This window comes from Tsukamurella conjunctivitidis (assembly GCF_007858475.1).
Lineage (GTDB): Bacteria > Actinomycetota > Actinomycetes > Mycobacteriales > Mycobacteriaceae > Tsukamurella > Tsukamurella conjunctivitidis.
The window spans coordinates 1-21969 of the sequence record NZ_VIGX01000005.1 but is presented as its reverse complement, the minus strand read 5'-3'; the positions used below and the strand labels follow the sequence as shown (position 1 = coordinate 21969).

The window sequence follows — 21969 nt, the reverse complement described above, 5'->3', positions numbered from 1 at the left end:
CGACATGGATCCGTGCCGCCACCGCGAACTGCAGCAGGCACGAGTAGCCACGATACCAGGAGTCAGGAGATTCCCAGAATCGCGCGGGTCTTGTCCACGTCGCCGCCCATGGCGTCGAGCAGCGCCTCCACCGACTCGAAGCGCTCCATTCCCCGTACGCGGTCCACGAAGTCCACGGCGACGTGCTGGCCGTAGAGATCGGCGGAGGTATCGAGCACGAAGGCCTCGACGGTGCGGGTGCGCCCCGAGAAGGTCGGGTTGCTGCCGACGGAGACCGCGGCGGGATACCGCTCACCCGGGGTGACCTGCCCGACCACCGGGCCGGGCCCGAGGACGGTGAACCAGGCCGCGTAGACGCCGTCGGCCGGAATCGCCGCGAACATCGGCGGGGCCACGTTCGCCGTCGGGAAACCGAGCTCGCGGCCGCGCCCGTCGCCGCGCACGACGACGCCCTCGACGCGGTGCGGACGCCCGAGCGCCTCGGCGGCGGCCTTGACGTCGCCCGCGTCGACGCAGGAGCGGATGTACGTCGAGGAGTAGGTCACCGAATGCTCCGTGAGGAGCGGCACCGCGTCCACGGAGAACCCGAACTTGTGGCCGAGCCGTCCGAGCATCTCGACGTTGCCGAGTGCGCGGTAGCCGAAGGTGAAGTTGTCGCCCACCACGACGGCGGCGGCATGCAACCGCTCGACCAACACGGAGTGCACGAAGTCCTCGGCCGGCTGCGCCATGACCGTGGCGGTGAAGGGCATGACGCAGAAGACGTCGATGCCCAGCTCCTCGGCGAGCTCCGCCCGCCGCGTCAACGTCGTGAGCTGCGGCGGATGCGATCCGGGCCGCACCACCTCCGCCGGATGCGGGTCGAACGTCATGAGGACCGCGGGGAGGCCACGTTCGTGGGCCTCCGCGGTCGCTCGTGCGATCAACTGGGCGTGTCCGCGGTGTACACCGTCGAACACGCCGATCGTCACAACACAGCGTCCCCAGTCCGCGGGAACGTCATCGAGCCCTCGCCAGCGAAGCACGCACTCACCCTATCGGACGGCCTATGGTGGGTGCGTGCCCAAGCCTCCCCTGCCCGATTCGCCGCGCCCCGTCGGCGACCTGTCCGCGGTCACGCAGGACTACCTCAAGCAGATCTGGACCGCCCAGGAGTGGTCCGACGTGAAGGTCACCACCAAGTCGCTCGCCGATGCGCTCGGTGTCTCCGCCTCGACCGCGTCCGAGGCCATCCGCAAGCTCGCCGACCAGGGGCTGGTCGACCACGAGAAGTACGGCGCGGTCACGCTCACCGATGACGGCCGCACCGCCGCCACCGCGATGGTGCGCCGGCACCGGCTCCTCGAGACCTTCCTCGTCTCGGAGCTCGGATACGGCTGGGACGAGGTGCACGACGAGGCGGAGGTGCTCGAGCACGCCGTCTCCGAACGCTTCCTGGCCCGCCTCGACGAGCGCCTCGGCTACCCCGATCGCGACCCCCACGGCGATCCGATCCCGCAGCCCGACGGCACCGTCCCCACGCCCGACGCCTGCCTCCTCTCCGAGCTCGCCGCCGGCCAGACCGGCACCGTCGCCCGGATCTCCGACTCCGACCCCGAGATGCTGCGCTACTTCCAGGAGGTCGGCATCGCTCCCGACGCGCGGATCGCGGTGGTGGAACTGCGCAAGTTCCTCGGGACCATCGCGGTCACCGTCGACGACGGCGCTCCGCTGGATCTGGGAGACGTGGCGGCGCAGGCCATCTGGGTCAGGAGCTGACCGGCCAGGCGGCCGCGGCGACGGCCGCCACCGCCTCCAACTCGCCGACCGGCACCCCCTCCCTGGCCGCCTCGGCGAGGCCGTTCAGGACGGCGAAGGTGAAGCGGGCCAGCGCGAGCGGGTCGACCGACTCGGGAAGCACGCCCGACTCCACGTCGCGCGCGATGAGATCGGCCAACCTCCCGACGTTGGCGCCGCGCATCGCGATCATGTGACCCGCGACCTCGGCGTCGTCCGTTCCGGCGTCGCCGCTCACCACGAGGCAGCCGCGCGGCAGCCCGTCGCGGGTGTACCGTTGCGGCCCCTCCGCCAGCAGCCGGAGCGCGACGGCGCGCGACGTGACCTCCTCCGCGAAGGCGCGATCGATGAAGCCGCCGTAGGTGCGGTCGTAGACGGCCACGGCCTCCTCGAAGAGCGTCCGCTTGTCACCGAAGGCGCGGTAGAGGCTGGGCGCCTCGACCCCGAGTCGCTCAGTGAGGTCACGAATGGACGTCGCCTCGAAGCCCTTCTCCCAGAAGATCCGTGCCGCGGCATCGAGGGCCGCCTCCCGATCGAAGGAGCGGGGCCTGCCACGGGTCGTCGTCGCCACGACCTCATTCTATAGCGATCACTACGAATTGCTGCTACGGTTTTCCGTAGCGTTCACTACGTAATTGAGGAGGTCCACTGTGCACGATGACTTGACGGGCAAGTACGCACTGGTCACGGGCGCGAGCCGCGGCATCGGGCGCGCCATCGCAGACGATCTGGCGCGTCGCGGGGCGACCGTCGCGGTCCACTACGGCGCAGACGAGAGCGCGGCGGAGGCGACGGTGCGCGCAATCTCGGAGCACGGCGGCAGGGCGTTCGCGATCGGTACGGACCTCGCCGCCGACGGCGCCGCCGCGGCGCTCTGGCAGGAGTACGACCGGCACGCCCCGCGCGCGGACATCGTCGTCAACAACGCCGGGATCCTCGGCGGGAGGACACCGTTCGCGGATGTCACTCCCGAGACTTACGACCGGGTGCTGGCGGTCAACACCCGCGCCCCGTTCTTCGTGCTCCAGCACGGCCTGTCCCGGCTCGCGGACGGCGGGCGGGTGGTCAACGTCTCCACGAGGTTCACCCACGGCTCCTACAATCCGGCGCTGCTCCCCTATTCGATGTCCAAGGCCGCGATCGACGCGCTGACCTTCGCCCTGGCCAAGGAGCTCGCGCCGCGCGGGATCACCGTCAACGCGGTCGGCCCGGGCGGGACCGCCACCGAGATGAACGCGGCCCGGCTCGCGACCGAGGAGGGTCGCGCCGCGATGGCCGCGGACTCCCCGCTCGGGCGGATCGGACAGCCCGCCGACGTCGCGGGCGTGGTCGGCTTCCTCGTCTCAGAGGCCGCCGGGTGGGTCACGGGGCAGTGGATCGACGCGAGCGGCGGGTCGCTGCTGTGATGCCGCTCGCGATCGTCGTCCTCGGGTTCGGGATCTTCGCCCAGGGCACCTCGGAGCTCATGCTCGCGGGCCTGATCCCCGAGCTCTCCGCAGACCTGCACGTCTCCGTACCCCAGGCCGGCCTGCTGATCTCGGGCTTCGCCCTGGGGATGATGGTGGGCGCGCCCGTGTTGGCCCTCGCCACGCTGCGCTGGCCGAAACGCCGTGCGCTCCTGGTCTTCACCGCCGTCTTCGCCCTCACGCACCTGCTCGCGGCGGCCACGGATTCCTTCGCGGTCCTGCTCGCGACCCGCTTCGTCGGGGCCTTCGTGTACGCGGGCTTCTGGTCGGTCGCCGCGACGACGGCGATCGCGCTGGTTCCGGCGGACCGGCGCGGACGGGCGATGAGCGTCGTCGCCGGCGGGCTCACTCTGGCGACCGTGATCGGACTCCCGCTGGGGACCCTGCTCGGCCAGCACGCGGGCTGGCGCGCGACCTTCGTCGCGGTGGCGATCGCGACGGCCGTGGCGGGGATCGCGATCGCGGCGACGGTGCCCGCGGAGGTCGCGCCCTCGGCAACCGCGCTTCCCCGGGAGGAGATCCGGGCGCTGCGCACCGGTCGACTATGGCTGTCGTACGCGATCACCGCGTTCTCGATCGCCGCGCTGCTGATCTCCTTCGGCTATCTCGGGGCGATGCTGCTCGAGACCGCGCACGCCGCTCCGGCAACGGTCCCGATCGTGCTGGCCCTCTACGGGGTGGGCGCGGTCGCGGGGATCGCGGCCGGAGGTCGTCTCGCGGACCGCCGACCCGAGTCCGTCCTCGTCGGCGGCACCGTGGCACTCGCCCTCGCCTCGGCGGCCCTCGCGGCGACGCTCACCCATCCGGCGCTCGCCGCGCTGTCAGCGACACTGCTCGGCGCGGCGGGATTCGTCACCAATCCGGCGCTGAACTCGCGGGTCTTCGCCCTCGCACCGGGTGCGCCGACGCTCGCGCCGGCGTTCACGGTGGCGGCCTTCAACGCGGGAATAGCCGTCGGGCCGTGGCTCGGCGGGACGCTACTCGACCTGGGCGCCTCCTACCGTGCGCTGCCCCTCGCCGGCGCCGCGCTGGCCGTGGTCGCGGCCGGGCTCGCGATCGCCGACTCCGCGTCGGCCCGCGCCGCGCGCCGCACCGTCGACGAGCGCCCACGGGAGTGCCTCACAGGTGCTTGAGCGCCTCGCGCCGGGAGAGCCCGCTGAGTTCGGTCTCGTGCGCCGCGACGTAGGCGCGGACCCAGTCCGGATCGGTCTTGCCGTGCTCGCGCAGCGCCCAGCCGATGGCCTTGCGCAGGAAGAACTCCGATTCGGGAAGGGCCGGCTCGATCACCTCCGTCAGGAGCTCGGTGTCGAGCCGGTCTTTCCGGCCGAGCTGGGAGATGATCGCGAGGCGGCGCAGCCAGAGGTTCTCGCCGCGGCTCCAGGCGCGGACCACCGCCGCCGCCTCATCGGGATGCGTGTCGTGGAGATCGGCGATGTGGCGGGCGGTCTCGTCGACGTGGTCCCACCAGGCGCCGGTGACGGCGATGTGCTCGTGCAGCGGCAGCAGCTCGAGCCGCCCCTTGGTGAGCCTGCCCCGCAGCAGGTGCTGCGCGGCGTAGCGCTCCTCGCGGTATTCGGCGCCGTCCCAGAGGTCGCGGACGGTGGCCACCAGGTCGTCCCTGCCCGCAGGGGGATGAGCACGCCGCGCGGCCGCCGCGATCGACCGCGCCGCCGGGGCCGGCACGCCGAGGAAGGGCATCTCGGACTTCATGTAGGCCTGCATCTTCGGCGCGCGCTCGGGGTCCGCCGCGGCCCGCAACTCGGCACGGATCGCCGCGGCGAGGTCCGTCATCGCTTCATCACGGGCGCGATGCTACTCGCGAGTGCGTCCACCACCGTCGGGATGCTCAGCACGGTTCCCCAGGTCCACGCCCCGGACACCAGCGGGTCGTCGACGAACACCGACCGTCCCGCCTGCACCGCGGGCACCGTCCGGTAGATCGGCAGGGCCTCGACCTCCGCCTTCCGCGAGGGCGCGCTCCCCACGTTCCACACCAGCACGTCCTGGTCGAGCTCGGCCATCCGCTCGTCCGCGAGATCCACGCCGTCGTTACCGCTGCCCGCGCTGCCCGCGACCTCCGGCACCGTGAAGCCGAGCGCGGCGAGCAGTCGCGACCGCGGGTCGCCCGGCGAGCGCACGAAGCTCGATCCCTGCTTGAACCGCTCCACGACGAGGGCCGTGCGCCCGGCGAACTCCGGATGTGCGGCGCGGGCCTGCGCGATCTTCTCGTTCACCGCGGCGATCGCCCGGTCGGCGGCGTCGCGCCGCCCCAGCGCGTCGCCGGTGAGCCGGGTCGCCACGTCCCAGGGCGCCGTGAACTCCTTGTGCCCGGCCGGCGGGCCCACCGTCGGCGCGATCCGCGAGAGTTGCTCGAACTGGTCCGGGCTCATCTTCGTGTACAACCCGAGGATCAGGTCGGGCTTCAGCGCCGCGATCTCCTCGTACTTGTAATCGGGTGTGCCGGTGAACTTCCCCTTGTTCAATACGGTGGGTTTCTGATCGCCCAGCGCCATCTGCGCCCACGGCCACGTCGCGTACTCGTAGTCCCCGTACCAGTCCGTGACGCCGACGAGGCGCCCGCCGAGCGCGAGCACGGGGTCCTGGTCGCTGAAGCCGACGGTGACGATGCGCTGCGGATCGTCGGGGACGACCGTGCTCCCCCGCACGTGTTCGACGGTGCGCCGCCCCGACTCGGGGGCGTTCCCCTCCGTCCCGCACGCGGCGGCGAGGGCTGCGGCGCCGAGCAGGCCGGCCCCGCGGAAGAGGTCGCGGCGGCTGGTCGGGCGGACCGTCGGAAGGACGATGGGCATACGACAGCTCCTAAGGTTCGGCTAACCTAGTGAACCACAACCCTCAGCGCACGCCGCCGCTGTTCGCGCCGCGCCAACGCAGGGGCGACTCCTCGTACTCCTCGGCGATGTGCGCCGCCATCCCGACCGTGCGCCCGTACTGGAAGAGCACCTCGGTGGCGCGCGCGGGCAGCCCCAGCGCGTGCGCGACGGCCGCGCCCGCCAGGTCGATGTTCACCGCCCGGCCGACCCGCTCGGCGAGTACCGAGACCGCCTGCAGGGCGGGCGCGTCCGGCAGTTCGGCGCGCATCATCCCGAGCACGACGGTGGCCCGCGGATCCTCCCCCGTGTAGACGATGTGGCCGAAACCTGCGAGGTGGCCGCCCCACGACGCGTCCGCGATCGCCGCGTCCACATCGCCGCCCTCGAGCACCCGCCCGAGCATGGCGTACGCGGCGGCGGGGGCCCCGCCGTGGAGCACGCCCGCCATCGCGCCGTAGCCGGCGAGGAGGGCGTCGTACAGACCGGCCCGCGAGGAGGCCGCGACGCGCGCCGCCGTGGTCGACGCGGCGAGCCCGTTGTCGATGAGGCACGTCGACTGGGCCTGCACCCACGGGTGTTCCAGGCGCACCTCGGGCACCAGCTCGGCGAGCACCGGTAGCAGGCCGAGCGTGCGCTCGGCGACCGCGGACCGATCCGCGCGCAGCGGATCGTGCGCCGCGAGCAGCGCCACCGCCAGCGGGATACGGCGCTCGAGCACGACCGCCCGCGCGGCCGCGAGATCGACGACGGGCGGGGGCACCGCAGCGTCGGCCTCGAGGACGAAGCGCGCCGCCGCAGCGAAGCCCATCTCCGCGCACACGCGGGCGATCGGCCGGCCGCGCAGGCGCAGTGAGTCACCCCGCAGGGCGGAGACGCGCGTGGTCACGGCGCGGAACCGCAGTAGCCGGTCGGCCTCCCGCCGGCCGTCGTGCTTGGCCGCCGCCAACGAATCCACCTGCGTGCGGTCGAAGAGCGACTCCGCCTGTCCCGGCATGCGCCGTGAATGCAGCACACCGCGGCTGACGTAGGAGTACAGCGTCCCGCGCTTGACCCCGAGGCGTTCCGCCGCCTCGGAGGTCGTGATCCACCTGTCCACGGGTTGATTCAATCAACATTGCAAGTGTTGATCAACATCGCTCACACTCGTGCCATGACCACACCGCTCATCGCCCCGGCGGGGCTCAAGAACGTCATCGTGACCGACACCGAACTCGGCGACGTCCGAGGTGAGGAGGGCTTCTTCCACTACCGCGGCCACGATGCGACCGCACTCGCACGGACCGTCTCCTTCGAGGACGCGTGGCACCTCATGCTGTTCGGCACCGTGCCCGAGGGGGCCGGAGACGCCGACAGCGGCATTGCCGACGACACCTTCCGCAAGCAGGTGGGCGCGCTCCGCCCCCTCGACGGGCGCACCGTCGACCTGCTGCGCGCGACCGTCGACTCCGGGACCGAGCCCATGCACGCGCTGCGCGTGGCGCTCGCCGCCCTCGGGCTCGGCGACCGGCCCCTCATGGACCTGCCGGAGGACGAGCGGACGGCGGCGGCGCTGCGATCCGCGGCCGTGACGCCGACGATCCTCGCGGCGGCGCACCGGCTGGCCCGGGGCGAGGAACCCGCGGAAGCCGACCCGGACGCCGGGCACGCGGCCGACTACCTCCGGATGGCCACGGGGAACACCGATCCCGCCGACGCCGCGGCGCTGCAGACCTACCTCGTCGCGACCATCGACCACGGCTTCAACGCCTCGACCTTCGCCGGCCGAGTGATCGCCTCGACCGGCTCGGACATGACGTCCTGCCTACTCGGCGCACTGGGCGCCTTCCTCGGCCCGCTGCACGGCGGTGCGCCGAGCCGTGCGCTGGCGGCGCTCGACGAGATCGGCGACCCGTCGAACACCCGCGAGTGGGTCCGCGGCAAGATCGGGCGCGACGAGCGCATCATGGGTTTCGGGCACGCCGTCTACCGCACGCACGATCCGCGATCAGAGCTGCTCAAGGGCGTCGCCCGTCGGTACGACTCACCCCTGGTCCGCCAGGCCCTGCGGGTGGAGACGGAGATCGAGACCGCCATCAACGAGCTCAAGCCGGGCCGGCGGCTCTACGCGAACGTCGAGTACTACGCCGGCGTGGTGATGGGCGAGGTCGGTCTGCCGCCGTCGATGTTCACGCCCACCTTCGGCGTCGCCCGCGTCGTCGGCTGGACGGCGAACGTGCTCGAGCAGGTGCGTCAGGGCAAGATCATCCGCCCCTCGGCCCGGTACACCGGCCCGCTCCCCGTCCCTGCGGCCTGAACGCGACGTTCCGCCGAAACCGGCCCCGAGGTTGAGCACCTTCCAGGTCGTTGCAATGACATAACGTCATGATGAGGACGAATGCCGGACGGTACCGAATCGGCGATCACGTGGTCGAGTTGCGGTCCCTTCGGCTCGCCGACGCCGCGTCGTGGCGGCGGACCAATCTCGAGCACGAGAAGCGACTGCACGATGCCTTCCACGACCCCCACGTGTCCTGGGAGGACCGCCATTCCGCCACCGCCTGGGCGGAGGAGTGGTGGGACGCCCGCGCCGCCGCGGACGTCCTCGTCTCGCGCGTACTGACCGTCGACGACGAAACCGGACAACGGGTGGTCGGCCAGCAGTCGATGCGCGGCCCCGACCCGCGCTCCGGCCACGCCGAATCGCTCACCTGGGTCGCAGGCCTGCCCGATTCGAAGGCGATCACGCTGTGGTTGTCGGCGGTGAACGTTCTCGACACGTTCGCGGACCCCCGGGTCACGGCGTTGCTCGCCGTGCAGCCCGTCGAGAACCGCGGCTCGCTCGCGCTGGCAAAGGCGCTGGGCTTCACCTACCTGCAGACCGCGCGATCGCTGCGCGACTACAAGGGCGAACCCGCCGATCACACCATCTACGTCCGGTACAACACCCCGGAGACCCGCCGCGATCTTCAGGCTATCGTCGCCTCCGTCGACCCGCAGCCGATGCCGGCCAGTCGCGCGCCGCGCCCGCCTGCCCGCGCCGCGGTGGACCTGGCGCGGATCTCCGTCCGGCGCTTGCGCGCACGGCGCGCCGCGGGCCCGACCGCGCAGACGAGGGCGCTCCCCGCGCTGCTGCACACCGACGACGGACTCGACATCGGGTTCGGTGCGCCCCACGGCGGCCGCTACCCGGTCACCGTCGACGGGGCGCCGATCGGTGCGCTGCAGGTACACGTCGACGGGGGCAGCTCGACGACCACGATCATCGACTGGCTGCGCACGGATGCACAGGCGACGATCGCGACGGCGGTCCTTGTCGCGGCCTGCCGCGCCCTGGCGGAGCACCAGGACACCCGGCGCCTCACGATCGCGCTGGCCGACCGGCACGCCCTCGCACACGACGCCCTCACCGCGGTCGGATTCTCCTCCGAGGGGCCGACATTGCCGACGATCGGCGACGAGGGCTCACCGCGGGAGAGCTGGACCCGCCTCCGCGACGACGGGTAGCCGCGTCAGGCGGATGGCCGCACGACGAAAACGGAGCTCGCGCGCTTACCGCTCTCCTGGAGTAGGGCGAAGGCCCGACCGTCGTGGGTGACCGCCGCGTACACGCCGGGCATCCCGACGGGGTCGAGCCACCGGCCGAGAGCCAGGTCGACGGCCTGCTCCTCGGTGATCTCCCGCGTCGCGAAGCCCGCGGCGATCGCCTCGTCGATGCCGTACGAGAGGCGCGGCGTCTCGAAGAGCTCGTCGAGGGTGATCGCGTGATCGAGCCCGTACGGACCGACGCGGGTGCGGCGCAGGGCGGTGAGGTGGCCGCCCACGCCGAGCGCGGTCCCCAGGTCGCGGGCAAGAGCGCGCACGTACGTGCCGGACGAGCACTCGACGGTCACGTCCACGTCGAGGAACTCGCCCTCGCGGCGGAAGGCGTGCGCCGCGAACTCGTCGACGGTGACGGGCCGGGCCTTGAGCTGCACGTCGGCGCCCTCGCGGGCCAACTGGTGGGCGCGCTTGCCGTCCACCTTGATGGCGCTCACGGTCGACGGGACCTGCTCGATCCCGCCGGTGAGGGGTGCCATCGCGGACCGCACGGCGTCCTCGGCGAGCGCCGCGGCGGACGCGCCGCCCGTGATCTCCCCCTCGGCGTCGTCGGTCGTGGTGGCGGCGCCGAGCCGGACGGTGGCCGAGTAGGCCTTGGTGGTCAGCGCCAAGTGGCCCAGGAGCTTGGTGGCGCGTTCGATGCCGATGACGAGGACACCGGTGGCCATGGGGTCGAGGGTGCCGGCGTGCCCGACCTTGCGGGTACTCATGGCGCGACGGCAGCGCGCGACGACGTCGTGGCTGGTCAGGCCCGAGGGCTTGTCGACGATGACGAGCCCCGCGCCGGCGGGTTCGAGAAAGCCTCTGCTGGATGCCATCTCACACCACCGCGATCGAGGTCACGATGAGGCCGTCGGTGATCCGCCACCGGCCGTCGAGCACGGCGAGGGGAGCCCCGCCGTCGGTCGTCCGCCCGTCGATGAGGATGCGGGAGGTGAACGTGCCCGCCGCGGTGCCGTCGTCCGTGCGGTCGGTGAGGTCGAAGGTGATCTCGGCGTCCTCGAATCCCAGCCAGCGCCCGGTGATCGGGTTCCACGCCTTGTACGTCGCCTCCTTGGCGCAGAACAGGAGCCGGTCCCAGTGCAGCCCGTCGTCGGGGCGCGCCGCGAGCACCTCCCGCTCGGACTCGAGCGAGACCGTGGGGAGCACCTTGTCCGGGAGCGCGAGGTGCGGCTCGGCGTCGATCCCGACGGTGCGCACCCCCATCCGGTAACCCACGACCGCGCCGCGGTAGCCGTCGCAGTGCGTGAGCGCACCGACCACGTTGCGCGGCCAGTCCACGCCGCCGCCGTCTCCCTTGACGAGAACGGCATCGCCGATACCCAACTCGCCCAGGGCCTCCCGGGCGAGGTGGCGCACCGTCGCGTACTCGGCCTGCCGCTTGGGCACGGCTCTGGCGATCTGCGCCGCCTCGCGCGGGTGCAGCGGCGCATCGACGTCGCCGTGTGCCTCCCGCGCGACGACGCCGCGCGGGAGCATGGACTGCAGGATCACTTCTCCCCCTCCTTCGCCCGCGCCGCCCGGCGCTCGGCGATCCGCTCCCGGGCGGCGACGCGGCGGTCGCTCAGCCGCTCCTGTGCCGCCGCGCGTTCGGCGGCGAACTTCTCCGGGTCGTCGCGGTACTTCGGGTCCACCTCGAAGTGCACGCCGTAGTGACCGAGCGACTCCTCGGTGTACTCCGGGGCCGGCAGGATCCGGCGCAGCAGGGGCTCGGGCAGGCCCCGCTCCTGCCACTCCCGCGGGTACCCCACGGAGACCTCCTCGAACCGCACGTCGTCGTACCAGGTGGTGCGCGGGATGTGCAGGTGGCCGTACACGACCGCCTCGGCGTTGTAGCGCGTGTGCCAGTCCCGGGTCGCGGTCGTGCCGCACCACAGCGCGAAGTCCGGGTAGAACAGCACCTCGGTGGGCTCGCGGCGCAGCGGCCAGTGGTTCACGAGCACGGTGCGGGTGCCGGCGGGCAGTGCAGCGAGGCGGCGCCGGGTGTACTCGATCCGGGCCCGACACCAGGCGTCGCGGGTCGCGTAGGGCTCGGGCGAGAGGAGGAACTCGTCGGTGGCGACGACGCTCTTGTCCTTCGCGCGGGCCAGGGCCTGCAGCGTGGTGAGCCCCTCGTCGCGGAAGGTGTAGTCGTAGAGCAGGAACATCGGCACGATCGTGACCGGTCCCGCGTCGGGGTCGTCGAAGACGGGGAACGGGTCCTCCGGGGTGAGCACGCCGTGATGCCGGCAGATCTCCACGAGATGGTCGTACCGCGCCCCGCCGAAGACCTGCATCGGGTCCTTCGAGGTGGTGTACAGCTCGTGGTTGCCCGGTACCCAGATCAGCTTCGCGAACCGCGGCACGAGCGCGGCGAGCACCTCGTCGAGCTGGTCGGTGCGTTCACACAGGTCGCCGGCCAGGATCAGCCAGTCGTCGGACGATGCGGGCCGGATCCTGTCGACGATCCCCTCGTTGCCGCGGTGCCCCACGTGCAGGTCACTGATCGCCCAGAGCTTCGCCACCCCTCCACGCTACCGGGAGCACCGGGCGACGTCCGTCCGGCGTCGCGCCCCAACGGTCTGCCAGCGACTGTCCGCCATTTGCCTAGGCAAGCCTAACCAAATGTTATCTTTCCGGCATGACGATCGCATCGGGACCGAACCGCCGCCGCTTCCTCACCGCCGCCCTCGCCGCGGCGACCGCCGCCGCGCTGGTGGGCTGCGGATCGACCACCTCCGACGACGGTGCGGCGGCCACCCGCGTCGTGCGGCACGCGATGGGCGAAACGACCGTCCCCGTCGCGCCGAAGCGGGTCGTCGTCATCGACTCGCCGCACCTGGACGCCCTGGTGGCGCTGGGCATCGCGCCGGTCGGCGCCACCGTCTCCGCCGCGAACGACGGCTTCCCCGGCTACCTGCGGGACAGGCTCGGCGGCACCACCTCGGTGGGATCCACCACGACGCCGAACGTCGAGCAGATCGCCGCACTCCGGCCCGACCTGATCATCGGATCCACGGTGCGCCACGAGAAGATGTACGCCCAGCTGTCCGGCATCGCCCCGACGGTCTTCTCCGTCGAGACGGGCACCAACTGGAAGGAACAGGCGAACATCACCGCGGACGCCGTGAACCGCACGGCGGAGATGACGACCCGGCTCGCCGAGCTCGACGCGCGCGCCGCCGCTGTCGGGAGGCAGGTCGGCGCCTCCGGCACCACCCTGTCGATCGTCCGATTCCGCGCCAACGGCTTCCGCCTCTACGGCCCCGAGACCTTCTCCGGCAGCGTGATCGCGGCGATGGGCTTCTCCCTGCCGCAGAAGACCTGGGGCGAGTACTCGATGATCGAGACCTCGCTGGAGAACTTCGCCGAGATCGACGGCGACACGGTCTTCTACACGCAGGGCGCCAACGCCGCGGCGACCACGGCAGCCGTCACCGGCCGCTGGGGCGCACTGCCGGCGGTCGCCGCGCATCGGGCCTTCGCGGTCGAGGACGAGACGTGGATGGTCGGCATCGGCGTGCTCGGCGCCGGGCGCATCATCGACGACGTGCAGCGGCTCGTGACACCGAGGGCCTGACCCGCGCGCAGCGGGGTGGTCCGCACGGACCGCCCTCCCCCGCGCTCGCCGCTCAGTAGTCTCGGACGCGATGAACGCCTCGACCGACGCACGACTCGCGCCCTATCCGCGGAAACCACCCGTCCTGTGGACGGACTGGGCCATGGTCGCCCTGGCCTTCGTCTCGGTCGGCCTGATCGTCTGGATCACCTTCTTCGATGTCTCCCCCACGACCCTGCGGACGGTACTGATCGTCGACGCGGTGATCTGCGCGATCTTCGCAGCCGAGTTCCTGTGGCGCTGGCGGCAGGTCGGCTGGCACCACCGCTTCCTCCTGGTCAACTGGTACGAGATCCTCGGCATGATCCCGGCGCTGCTCGTCCCGAACCCCGCACCGCGCCTGTTCCGGCTGATCCGCATCGCCGTCGCTCTGGCCCGCCTCGCACGGGCGATCGACCGGCTCTACGGCGACCGGATCACCGCGGCGGTCGTGAACCGGGCGACCGACACCGTGGTGGACGCCGTCAAGCGCCCGATCACGGTGGCCGTGCTCGACGAGGTCGCGGAGGTGCTCAAGTCCGGCCACTACACCAAGAACATCGCGGCCGCGCTCGAGGAGAACAAGGCCGAGATGAGCGGCATGATCCTGGAGACCATCAAGAACGATCCGCAGACCAAGCGCGTCAAGTACATCCCGTTCCACGACGAGATCATCCAGCTCATCGTCGACACCACCTTCCGCATGGTCCTGCAGGTGCTCGCCGACGAGCGGACCGACGAACTGGTGGCCGACATGCTGCGGGAGAACATCGACCAGATCCGGGACTCGGTCAAACGCAAGGAGGATGCGGAGACGCGGGCGCGACCGGGAAACACCTCCGTCACACCGCGCCCGGCCCCGTAACCGATCCGTTACGGCGCAGTCACCCCCGCCGAACGCCGCGGCAGCACGATTTCTCCCAACCCCGCACCGGGCGGTGCGGGCCGGAAGGGACAACCGTGACCGCACTGCAACCCGCGGAGGCCGAGGGCGCACCGTCGTCCGCGCTCCGCGACGCCGCCGCGCGCGAGACGCTCGAGGACTACACCCTGCGCTTCGCGCCGCGCAGCTACCGCAAATGGGGGCCCGCCGTGGTCGCCACGTCGGCGCTGGGCGGCATCGCCTACCTCGCCGACTTCGCGATCGGCGCGAACATCGGCATCGCCGGCGGCACCGGCAATGCGCTCCTGGGCATCGGCTTCTTCGCGATCGTCATCATGGCAACGGGACTGCCGCTGTCCTACTACGCGGCGCGGTACAACATCGACCTCGACCTCATCACCCGCGGCAGCGGCTTCGGCTACTACGGCTCGGTCCTCACGAACGTCATCTTCGCCTCGTTCACGTTCATCTTCTTCGCGCTCGAGGGCGCGATCATGGCGCAGGGACTCAAGCTCGGCCTGGGGATCCCGCTGCCCGTGGGCTACCTGGTGAGTTCCGTTCTCGTGATCCCGCTGGTGATCTACGGTATGAACACCCTCGCGAAGCTGCAGGTGTGGACCACCCCCATCTGGCTCGTGATGATGGTGCTGCCGTTCGCCTACCTGCTCCTGCGCCACCCGGAGGCCATCGGTGACTTCTTCGCCTACTCGGGCACCGACATCGTGCGCGACGGCGCCGGGAACGTCCTGTCCGCGACCCCGGCCGGGCACGGCGTGAGCCTCGCCGGCACCATGCTCGCCGCGGGCGTGTGCCTGTCGCTCATCGCGCAGATCGCGGAGCAGATCGACTACCTGCGCTTCATGCCGCCCAAGACCGCCGAGAACCGCCGCGCCTGGTGGACCGCCATGCTCACCGCCGGGCCCGGCTGGGTCGTCTTCGGCGCCGCCAAGCAGGTCGTGGGCCTCTTCCTCGCCGTCTATCTGATCGCGCAGACCGCGGACAACGCCGGCATCGCCAACGAGCCCGTGCACCAGTTCGTGGAGATCTACAAGGACTTCCTGCCGGGCTGGCTCGCCGTCACCCTGGCCGTGATCCTCGTGGTGATCAGCCAGATCAAGATCAACGTCACCAACGCCTACTCGGGCTCGTTGGCGTGGACGAACAGCTTCACCCGCGTCACCAAGACCTACCCGGGCCGTCTCGTCTTCGTGGTCCTGAACGTGGCGATCGCGCTGGTGCTCATGGAGGCCGACATGTTCAGCTTCCTCAACTCGATCCTCGGCTTCTACGCCAACTGCGGCATCGCGTGGATCGTGGCCGTCGCCAGCGACATCGCGATCAACAAGTACCTGCTGAAGATCTCGCCGAAGGATCCGGAGTTCCGCCGGGGCATGCTCTACAGCGTCAACCCCGTCGGCTTCGTCTCCGTCGTCGTGGCCGGCGGGCTGTCCATCGCCGCGTTCTTCGGGCTGTTGGGTTCGGGCATCCAGCCCTACTCGCCGCTCGTCGCCCTGGTCCTGGCGCTCGTCCTGCCGCCCGTGCTGGCGGTCGCGACCCGCGGCAAGTACTACCTGCGCCGCGGCGACGACGGCATCGACCTGCCGATGTTCGACGAGGACGGCAACCCGTCGGGCGAGAAGCTCCTGTGCTGCGTGACCGGGATCGAGTTCGAGCGGCCCGACATGCTGGCCTCCGCGGTTCCCGGCCCCGGCGGCGAGAAGCAGTACATCAGCTCGCTGGCGCTGTCGACGGACAAGTCGGGCACGCACGTGCTCCCCGCCGATCCGCCGGTGACGTAGCGCCGTCCGGCCCTGCTCACATCGCCGACGGTGCGCCGACCTCCCCGGTCGGTGCGCCGTCGTCGTCGTTCCGCTCCCGCAGGTGCAGGAGGATCTCGGCGTGCCCCTGCAGGAAGGCCCGCTCGTCGAGCTTCTTGCGCCGCATCCACCCCGTGACCTCGGAGTTGCACTTGCTCGCGTTGCAGGAGCGGCACGCGGGCACCACGTTCTGCTGGGTGTAGCGGCCGCCGCGCGAGATCGGGAGGACGCAGTCCTTCTGGAACGGGCCCTCACCCCCGCAGTAGGCGCACACGCCCCACAGCTCGAGCAGCTCGGCCCACTGGGCACCGGTCAGGTCGTTGTCGGCGGCGGCCACGCGGTTCGCGCGACGGCGGGCGATCCTGGCCTTGCGGGTCCGCGCGCGCGGCGGCGTCGACTTCGGGGGCACGGACACACCGTACTCACGCAAGACGATACCGATTCGGTAGTTTCCCCTCGGGAACCGGACGAAAGGAATACGGTCCACTCATGCCCACCTATGAATTCCGCTGCAGCAGTTGCGGACCCTTCGACGCCGTCTTCAGCATGCGCGAGGTCCCCGCGACCACGGCATGTGACTGCGGCGCTTCGGCGCGTCGCGGCATCACCGCGCCCCGGCTCGGCAGTGGCGCTTCCGGCGCGATGAAGCTGCTCGACGCCACCAAGGCGACCGCGGAGCGGCCGGCGGTGGTCGCCGCGCCTGCCGGCGGCTCACTGACGGGGAGCGGCGGCGCGCCCCGGCCCAGCCGGGGACCGTCGAACCCCCTGCACGCACGCCTCCCCCGACCCTGAACCCAGGAAAACCGAACGTCAAGAAAGGCCCGCTCCATGCCCGAAGTCGTCTTTCCGCTCGATTCCAGTAAGAAGTTCACCGACCAGGAGAAGATCGGCCACAACCGGTGGCACTACGCCATCCCGCCGGCGGTCACGGTCAAGCCCGGCGACACCTTCCGCGTGCACTGCCGGGAGTGGTTCGACGGTGCCATTCACAACGACGACTCGGCGGAGGACATCCTCAACGCCCCGCTGACGACGGTGCACACGCTGTCGGGGCCGATCGCGGTGGAGGGTGCCAAGCCGGGCGACCTGCTCATCGTCGACATCGTGGACGTGGGCCCGATCCCGCAGGAGGACAGCGGGCCGCTGGCCGGCCAGGGCTGGGGGTACACGGGCATCTTCGCCAAGGAGAACGGCGGCGGCTTCCTCACCGACCAGTTCCCGGACGCCTACAAGGCGATCTGGGACTTCACCGGCCACACGGCGACGTCGCGGCACGTGCCGCACGTCAGCTTCACCGGCATCATCCACCCGGGCCTGATGGGCACGGCGCCGTCGAAGGACCTGCTGGCGCGGTGGAACGCCCGCGAGGCCGCGCTCATCGCGACCGATCCCGACCGCGTGCCGCCGCTCGCGCTGCCGCCCGAGCCGAACGACGCGATCCTCGGCACCCTCACCGGCGACGCCTTCACCGCGGCCGCCGCGGAGGCCGCCCGCACCGCGCCGCCGCGCGAGAACGGCGGCAATCAGGACATCAAGAACCTGACCCGCGGCACCCGCGTCTTCTACCCGGTCTTCGTGGACGGGGCGAACCTCTCGGTGGGCGACCTGCATTTCAGCCAGGGCGACGGCGAGATCACCTTCTGCGGCGCCATCGAGATGGGCGGCTTCATCGACCTGCACGTCGACATCATCTCCGGCGGCATGGAGACCTACGGCGTCAGCGAGAACGCGATCTTCCTGCCCGGCGGCGACGTGGGCCCGCGGTACGAGCAGTTCCTCGCCTTCTCGGGCACGTCGGTGACCCTGGACGGCGAACAGCGCTATCTCGACAGCCATCTCGCGTACCAGCGCGCCTGCCTGCACGCGATCGACTACCTCACGAAGTTCGGCTACAGCCCGGAGCAGGCCTACCTGCTGCTCGGTGCGGCGCCGATCGAGGGCCGCCTGTCGGGCGTCGTCGACATCCCGAACTCCTGTGCCACGGTGTACATCCCGACGTCGATCTTCGATTTCGACGTCACACCCGGCAAGGACGGCCCGGCGCGGATCGACCCGGGCCAGGGGGCGCCGCGCGCCGCGCGCTGACCTCGCGCCCGGCCCCGGAGGCGCGGTGGCGGCGGATCCGCACGCCGCGCCCCGGGGCCGCGACGTGCGCGGATCCGGGCGCGACCGTCAGTGCGGGATCGGCAGCCCCGGTGGAATGGTGATGGTGCGGGGAGCCCCCGGGGGCAGCTGGATCGCCGGCGGGATCACCACGGTGGTCGGGTACGCCTGCGTCGTGGTCGGCGCGGCCGTGGTGGTCTCCGCGGTCGGGTAGGTCGTGGTCGGCGGCGTGTACTGCGCGCCACCGCCCGCGGGCTGCTCCTGCGTGACCGTCGGAGCGGGGGCGGGTGTGGTGGTCGCCGACGCCGCGGCGGAGGACGTGGCCGGCGCGGACGACGAGCTCGTCGGCGCACTCTGCGCCGCCGACGGATTCACGGTGAACGAGGGCACCGACTCGGGGTCCGACGGGGCGCAGGCGACAGCCGCACCGCACGCCGCGACGACCGCCGCACCGGCGAGGGTCCTACGGAACGCGGCCGTGGTCGTAATCACAGTGAATGCCATGTGCAACATAGGACCGTATTCAGGGCCGCAATGCAAGCCGTCACACCGGCGCGGTGCCCACCCGCTCCCACCGGTGGCCCAGGAAGCGCGCGACCACGGCGGCGCAGCGCAGCACCATGAACGTCGCGAGGCCGGACCAGATGCCGGCGAGCCCCCAGCCGAAGGCGTAGGACAACCAGATCAGCGGGAGGAAGCCGACGAGGGCGGCGGCCATCGTCGCCGACCGGAGGAACGCGGCGTCGGACGCGCCGAGCAGTACCCCGTCGAGCGCGAAGACCACGCCCGCGATCGGGATCATCCCGACGAGGAACCACCACGGCACGCGGAGGGCGTCGAGGACCGCGGCATCGGTGGTGAAGAGGCGCGGCAGGACGCCGTGCACCGCGGCGAGCGCTGCGGCGATCCCCACGGCGAAGGCCGTGGACCACGCGGTGACGCGCCTCCCGAGGGAACGGGCCGCGCCGGTGTTCCCCGCGCCGAGGGCAGCGCCCACCAGTGTCTGCGCCGCGATGGCCAGCGAGTCGAGCACGAGCGCCACGAAGTTCCACAGCTGCATCGCGATCTGGTGGGCACCCACGTACTGCGCGCCCGCCCGCGCGGCCACGGCGCCGGCGGAGACGAAGCAGATCTGGAAGGAGAGGCTGCGCACGATCAGGTCGCGCCCCAGCACCAGTTGCGCGCGCACCAGGTCGGGCCGCGGCCGCAGCGCCGCGACCCCACCCGCGCCCGCGCTCACGCTCGCCGCGCGCACGACCGCCCCGAGGAAGAGCAGGCCGCTCACGATCTGTCCCGCGAGGTTGGCCCACGCGGAGCCGACGAGCCCCAGTTCCGGTGCACCACCCCAGCCGAAGACCAGCACGGGACACAGCACCGTCGACAGGCCCAGCCCCACGAGGACGAAGACCAGCGGCGCGCGTGGGCGTTGCACCCCGCGGAGCCAGCCGTTGCCGGCCATGGTGACGAGGATCAGCGGGATGCCGAACGCGGCCACCCGAAGCCACGACTCGGCGGCCTCGGCGATCTCCGGCCGCCCCGCGACGGCCCGCGTCACAGGGCCCGCGAAGCCCTGCACCAGCGCCAGCAGCACGCCGCCGACGGCCAGCGCGATCCACGTCGCCTGCACGCCCTCGACGACCGCGCCGCCGGGGTCGCCCGCGCCGTAGCGCCGAGCCGACCGCGAGGTGGTGCCGTACGAGAGGAAGGTCAGCTGGGTCGAGACGGTCGCGAGGATGAGCCCGCCCACGGCGAGGCCGGCCAGGGGCAGCGCGCCCGACCGGCCGATGACGGCGGTGTCCCACAACAGGTACAGCGGCTCGGCGGCGAGGACCCCGAGCGCGGGCAGGGCCTGCCCGATGATGCGCCTGCCGAGTCCGGCGGGCACGACGGCGGTCTCGCTCACGCGTATCCCGTCATGCGCGGATCAGACCCGGGCGAGGAAGGCGGCGACGACGTCGTCGCCGGAGCCGGTGGCGGAATAGCCCGCGGCCAGACGGTGACCGCCACCGCCGAAGCCCCGCGCGAGTTCGGAGACGTCGAGGTCGGTCCGCGCCCGGAGCGAGGCGGACCACTCGCCGCTGTCGCTCTCCTTGAACAGGGCCGCGACCTCGCAGTCCTCGGCGGTGCGCAGGAGGTCGATGAGCGACTCCGCGGCGTCCCAGCCGAGCGGCCCGCGATCCTCCGCGCGGCACACGGCGTACACGGCGCCCCGGCCGCCGAAGGCCTGGGGAACCGCCGTGGCGGATCCGAGTACCGAGGCGACCATCGCGAACCAGTCGCGCGGATGGCTGTCGAGCAGGTCGCGCGACAGCTCGCGGCCGCGGGCGCCGGCGGCGAGCAGCCGGCTCGCCATGACGTGTCCCGCGGGCGTCGCCCACCGGAACGAGCCGGTGTCCGTGATCAGCCCGGCGTACAGGCAGTCGGCCGTCCCGGGGTCGAGCTCCGCGCCGAGCGCGTCGACGACCGCGAGGACGAGCTCGGTGGTGCAGTTCGCGCTCGCGTCGATGAGGTCGACGGTGCCGAACCCGGGGTTCGTGGCGTGGTGGTCGATGACCACCCGTACCGGGTGCGCGTGGAACGACTCCTCTAGGCCCGCGAGACGCTCCGAGCTCGCGCAGTCGACGGCGACGCCGACCTCCGCATCCGCGCGCGGCGCGGTGAAGCCGTCGACGCCGGGCAGCAGGCCGATCCCGGACGGCAGGTCCGGGCCCGGGTGGCTGACGGTGACCTCGGCTCCGCCCGCGCGCAGTACTCGCGCGAGGCCGAGTCCCGAACCGAGGGTGTCGGCGTCGGGGCGCACGTGGCAGTAGATCGCCACGCTGCGCGCACCGTCCAGCGCCGCCGCGGCGGCCGCTGCGGCGTCCGTCACCGCTCGTCCCTGTCCGGTTCGTCGTCGGCGTCCTCGTCGTCGTGCTTGTAGGGGTCCGCCTCGCCGGCGGGCTTCGCGGTGGCGGCGACGGCGGCGACCCGCTCGTCCTGCTCGCGCGCCTTGGCGAGCAGCGCCTCCATGTTCGCGACGGCGGCGGGCACCCCGTCCAGCTCGAACCGGAGCGTCGGCGTGAAGCGCACGCCGGTACCGGCGCCGACCTTGCTCCGGAGCTGGCCGCGGGCCTTCTCCAGGCCGGCCGCGGCCGCCTCGTAGTCGGGCTCGACGTCGAGCGTCGGGCCCATGACCGTGTAGAAGACCGTCGCGTCGTGCAGATCGTTGGTCACCCTGGTGTCGGTGACCGTCACGTAGTCGAGCCGCGGATCCTTGATGTCGTGCTCGATCGCGGTCGCGACGATGGTCCCGATCCGTTTCGCGAGCCGAGCGGCCCGTGCCGGGTCAGCCATGGCCATTCCCTCCCTTACACGTCGAACGATCAATCGGTGGAACGGTGTTTTCAACCGATGGAACAGCGAGCATATCCCGGTGCGGCACCGCGGCGTCGGCACCTGCGTCGACCACACTCAACGTTCAGTCCTCCGGGCCCCAGAGACGCCGCCGCACCGACAGCAGTTCCACCTCGGGGTGGCCGGCGACCGCACGTTCGCAATGATCGAGGACCTCCCCGACGTGGCCCGCATCCGGGCCCACGAGCCCGACGCCGACGAGCGCCCGGCGGTGCAGATCCTGATGGCCCACCTCGGCCGCGCTGACGGAGAACCGCCGCAACTCGGCCAGGATGGGCCGGACGACGGAACGCTTGTGCTTGAGCGAATGCACGTCGCCCAGGAGCAGATCTATCTCAATGACACCTGTGAACATCAGTCGGGCCACCCGGCCCCGGGGATAAGCGGGCGGGTGCGGCCGGCGCGGGATAGCGCCGGCCGCACCCGGCCGGGGTAACTCAGTCGCGCGGCTTCTCGACCAGTTCGTAGGTCTCGATGACGTCGCCGATCTTGATGTCGGAGTACGAGAGCGTCAGACCGCATTCGTAGCCCTCGCGGACCTCGGTCG

Annotated in this window: 24 protein-coding genes; 10 read left to right on the top strand and 14 right to left on the bottom strand. The window is 71.7% G+C overall.

The window, feature by feature from the left end:
* Positions 1-62: 62 nt before the first annotated feature.
* A complete protein-coding gene (locus FK530_RS10840; RefSeq protein WP_146487036.1) occupies positions 63-1025 on the bottom strand; it encodes a bifunctional riboflavin kinase/FAD synthetase in 963 nt (320 codons plus the stop codon).
* Positions 1026-1059: 34 nt separating this feature from the next.
* Between FK530_RS10840 and FK530_RS10835 the strand changes: the two genes are divergently transcribed.
* The gene (locus FK530_RS10835) at positions 1060-1758 is read left to right on the top strand and encodes a metal-dependent transcriptional regulator (protein ID WP_231706586.1); all 699 of its coding nucleotides are present in this window, start codon (positions 1060-1062) and stop codon (positions 1756-1758) included.
* On the opposite strand, the gene FK530_RS10830 is transcribed toward FK530_RS10835, so the two are convergent.
* Positions 1748-2347, bottom strand: coding sequence for a TetR/AcrR family transcriptional regulator (locus FK530_RS10830; protein ID WP_146487035.1), 600 nt, complete (start codon positions 2345-2347; stop codon positions 1748-1750). The genes FK530_RS10835 and FK530_RS10830 overlap by 11 nt on opposite strands.
* Positions 2348-2426: 79 nt before the next feature.
* Between FK530_RS10830 and FK530_RS10825 the strand changes: the two genes are divergently transcribed.
* Both FK530_RS10825 and FK530_RS10820 read left to right on the top strand, forming a co-directional pair.
* Positions 2427-3182, top strand: a complete 756-nt coding sequence (locus FK530_RS10825) for an SDR family oxidoreductase (protein ID WP_146487034.1) — start codon at positions 2427-2429, stop codon at positions 3180-3182.
* A complete protein-coding gene (locus FK530_RS10820) occupies positions 3182-4375 on the top strand; it encodes a Cmx/CmrA family chloramphenicol efflux MFS transporter (protein WP_146487033.1) in 1194 nt (397 codons plus the stop codon). The genes FK530_RS10825 and FK530_RS10820 overlap by 1 nt, the downstream gene beginning before the upstream one ends.
* On the opposite strand, the gene FK530_RS10815 is transcribed toward FK530_RS10820, so the two are convergent.
* From FK530_RS10815 to FK530_RS10805, 3 genes are read right to left on the bottom strand one after another with little or no spacing between them, the layout of a single operon-like run.
* Positions 4362-5033, bottom strand: a complete 672-nt coding sequence (locus FK530_RS10815) for a DNA alkylation repair protein (protein WP_146487032.1) — start codon at positions 5031-5033, stop codon at positions 4362-4364. The genes FK530_RS10820 and FK530_RS10815 overlap by 14 nt on opposite strands.
* A complete protein-coding gene (locus FK530_RS10810; RefSeq protein WP_146487031.1) occupies positions 5030-6052 on the bottom strand; it encodes an ABC transporter substrate-binding protein in 1023 nt (340 codons plus the stop codon). Before FK530_RS10810 ends, FK530_RS10815 begins: the two co-directional genes overlap by 4 nt.
* Positions 6053-6095: 43 nt before the next feature.
* A complete protein-coding gene (locus tag FK530_RS10805) occupies positions 6096-7169 on the bottom strand; it encodes a citrate/2-methylcitrate synthase (protein ID WP_146487030.1) in 1074 nt (357 codons plus the stop codon).
* Between the two features lie 54 nt (positions 7170-7223).
* Here FK530_RS10805 and FK530_RS10800 point away from each other — a divergent pair, with 54 nt between their 5' ends.
* Both FK530_RS10800 and FK530_RS10795 read left to right on the top strand, forming a co-directional pair.
* A complete protein-coding gene (locus tag FK530_RS10800; RefSeq protein ID WP_146487029.1) occupies positions 7224-8366 on the top strand; it encodes a citrate/2-methylcitrate synthase in 1143 nt (380 codons plus the stop codon).
* A gap of 68 nt (positions 8367-8434) precedes the next feature.
* The gene (locus FK530_RS10795; protein ID WP_146487028.1) at positions 8435-9556 is read left to right on the top strand and encodes a GNAT family N-acetyltransferase; all 1122 of its coding nucleotides are present in this window, start codon (positions 8435-8437) and stop codon (positions 9554-9556) included.
* A 5-nt stretch (positions 9557-9561) separates the two neighbouring features.
* Here the strand turns inward: FK530_RS10795 and truB are convergent, their stop codons facing one another.
* The 3 genes from truB to FK530_RS10780 are packed head-to-tail and all read right to left on the bottom strand — an operon-like array spanning position 9562 to position 12153.
* Positions 9562-10467, bottom strand: coding sequence for a tRNA pseudouridine(55) synthase TruB (gene truB, locus FK530_RS10790; RefSeq protein ID WP_146487027.1), 906 nt, complete (start codon positions 10465-10467; stop codon positions 9562-9564).
* Position 10468: 1 nt separating this feature from the next.
* Positions 10469-11140 (bottom strand): 4'-phosphopantetheinyl transferase family protein, encoded by a 672-nt coding sequence (locus FK530_RS10785; RefSeq protein WP_146487281.1) that lies wholly within the window; start codon positions 11138-11140, stop codon positions 10469-10471.
* Positions 11140-12153 (bottom strand): metallophosphoesterase family protein, encoded by a 1014-nt coding sequence (locus tag FK530_RS10780; protein WP_146487026.1) that lies wholly within the window; start codon positions 12151-12153, stop codon positions 11140-11142. Before FK530_RS10780 ends, FK530_RS10785 begins: the two co-directional genes overlap by 1 nt.
* Before the next feature lie 116 nt (positions 12154-12269).
* On the opposite strand from FK530_RS10780, the gene FK530_RS10775 reads away from it, so the two are divergent.
* The 3 genes from FK530_RS10775 (at position 12270) to FK530_RS10765 (ending at position 15908) form a co-directional block, all read left to right on the top strand.
* Complete coding sequence (locus FK530_RS10775) at positions 12270-13208, top strand: ABC transporter substrate-binding protein (protein WP_191834289.1); 939 nt, start codon at positions 12270-12272, stop codon at positions 13206-13208.
* A 70-nt stretch (positions 13209-13278) separates the two neighbouring features.
* A complete protein-coding gene (locus FK530_RS10770) occupies positions 13279-14091 on the top strand; it encodes an ion transporter (RefSeq protein WP_146487025.1) in 813 nt (270 codons plus the stop codon).
* A gap of 95 nt (positions 14092-14186) precedes the next feature.
* Entirely contained in the window at positions 14187-15908 is a 1722-nt protein-coding gene (locus tag FK530_RS10765; RefSeq protein WP_146487024.1) for a purine-cytosine permease family protein, read from the top strand.
* Between the two features lie 16 nt (positions 15909-15924).
* On the opposite strand, the gene FK530_RS10760 is transcribed toward FK530_RS10765, so the two are convergent.
* Entirely contained in the window at positions 15925-16335 is a 411-nt protein-coding gene (locus FK530_RS10760) for an HNH endonuclease (protein WP_166443280.1), read from the bottom strand.
* An 80-nt stretch (positions 16336-16415) separates the two neighbouring features.
* Between FK530_RS10760 and FK530_RS10755 the strand changes: the two genes are divergently transcribed.
* Positions 16416-16718: an FmdB family zinc ribbon protein gene (locus tag FK530_RS10755; RefSeq protein ID WP_146487023.1), complete on the top strand. Its 303-nt coding sequence runs from the start codon at positions 16416-16418 to the stop codon at positions 16716-16718.
* Between the two features lie 36 nt (positions 16719-16754).
* Entirely contained in the window at positions 16755-18011 is a 1257-nt protein-coding gene (gene fmdA / locus FK530_RS10750) for a formamidase (protein ID WP_146487022.1), read from the top strand.
* 87 nt (positions 18012-18098) lie between these two features.
* Here the strand turns inward: fmdA and FK530_RS10745 are convergent, their stop codons facing one another.
* The 5 genes from FK530_RS10745 to FK530_RS10725 all read right to left on the bottom strand — a co-directional run bounded on the left by FK530_RS10745 (position 18099) and on the right by FK530_RS10725 (position 21777).
* On the bottom strand, positions 18099-18533 hold the full coding sequence (locus FK530_RS10745) for a hypothetical protein (RefSeq protein ID WP_146487021.1): 435 nt from the start codon (positions 18531-18533) through the stop codon (positions 18099-18101).
* Between the two features lie 40 nt (positions 18534-18573).
* A complete protein-coding gene (locus FK530_RS10740; RefSeq protein WP_146487020.1) occupies positions 18574-19932 on the bottom strand; it encodes an MATE family efflux transporter in 1359 nt (452 codons plus the stop codon).
* Between the two features lie 21 nt (positions 19933-19953).
* Positions 19954-20898 (bottom strand): DHH family phosphoesterase, encoded by a 945-nt coding sequence (locus FK530_RS10735; protein ID WP_146487019.1) that lies wholly within the window; start codon positions 20896-20898, stop codon positions 19954-19956.
* Positions 20895-21362 (bottom strand): 30S ribosome-binding factor RbfA, encoded by a 468-nt coding sequence (gene rbfA / locus FK530_RS10730; RefSeq protein WP_146487018.1) that lies wholly within the window; start codon positions 21360-21362, stop codon positions 20895-20897. The genes FK530_RS10735 and rbfA overlap by 4 nt, the downstream gene beginning before the upstream one ends.
* Before the next feature lie 124 nt (positions 21363-21486).
* Complete coding sequence (locus tag FK530_RS10725) at positions 21487-21777, bottom strand: DUF503 domain-containing protein (protein WP_146487017.1); 291 nt, start codon at positions 21775-21777, stop codon at positions 21487-21489.
* Positions 21778-21969: the final 192 nt, after the last annotated feature.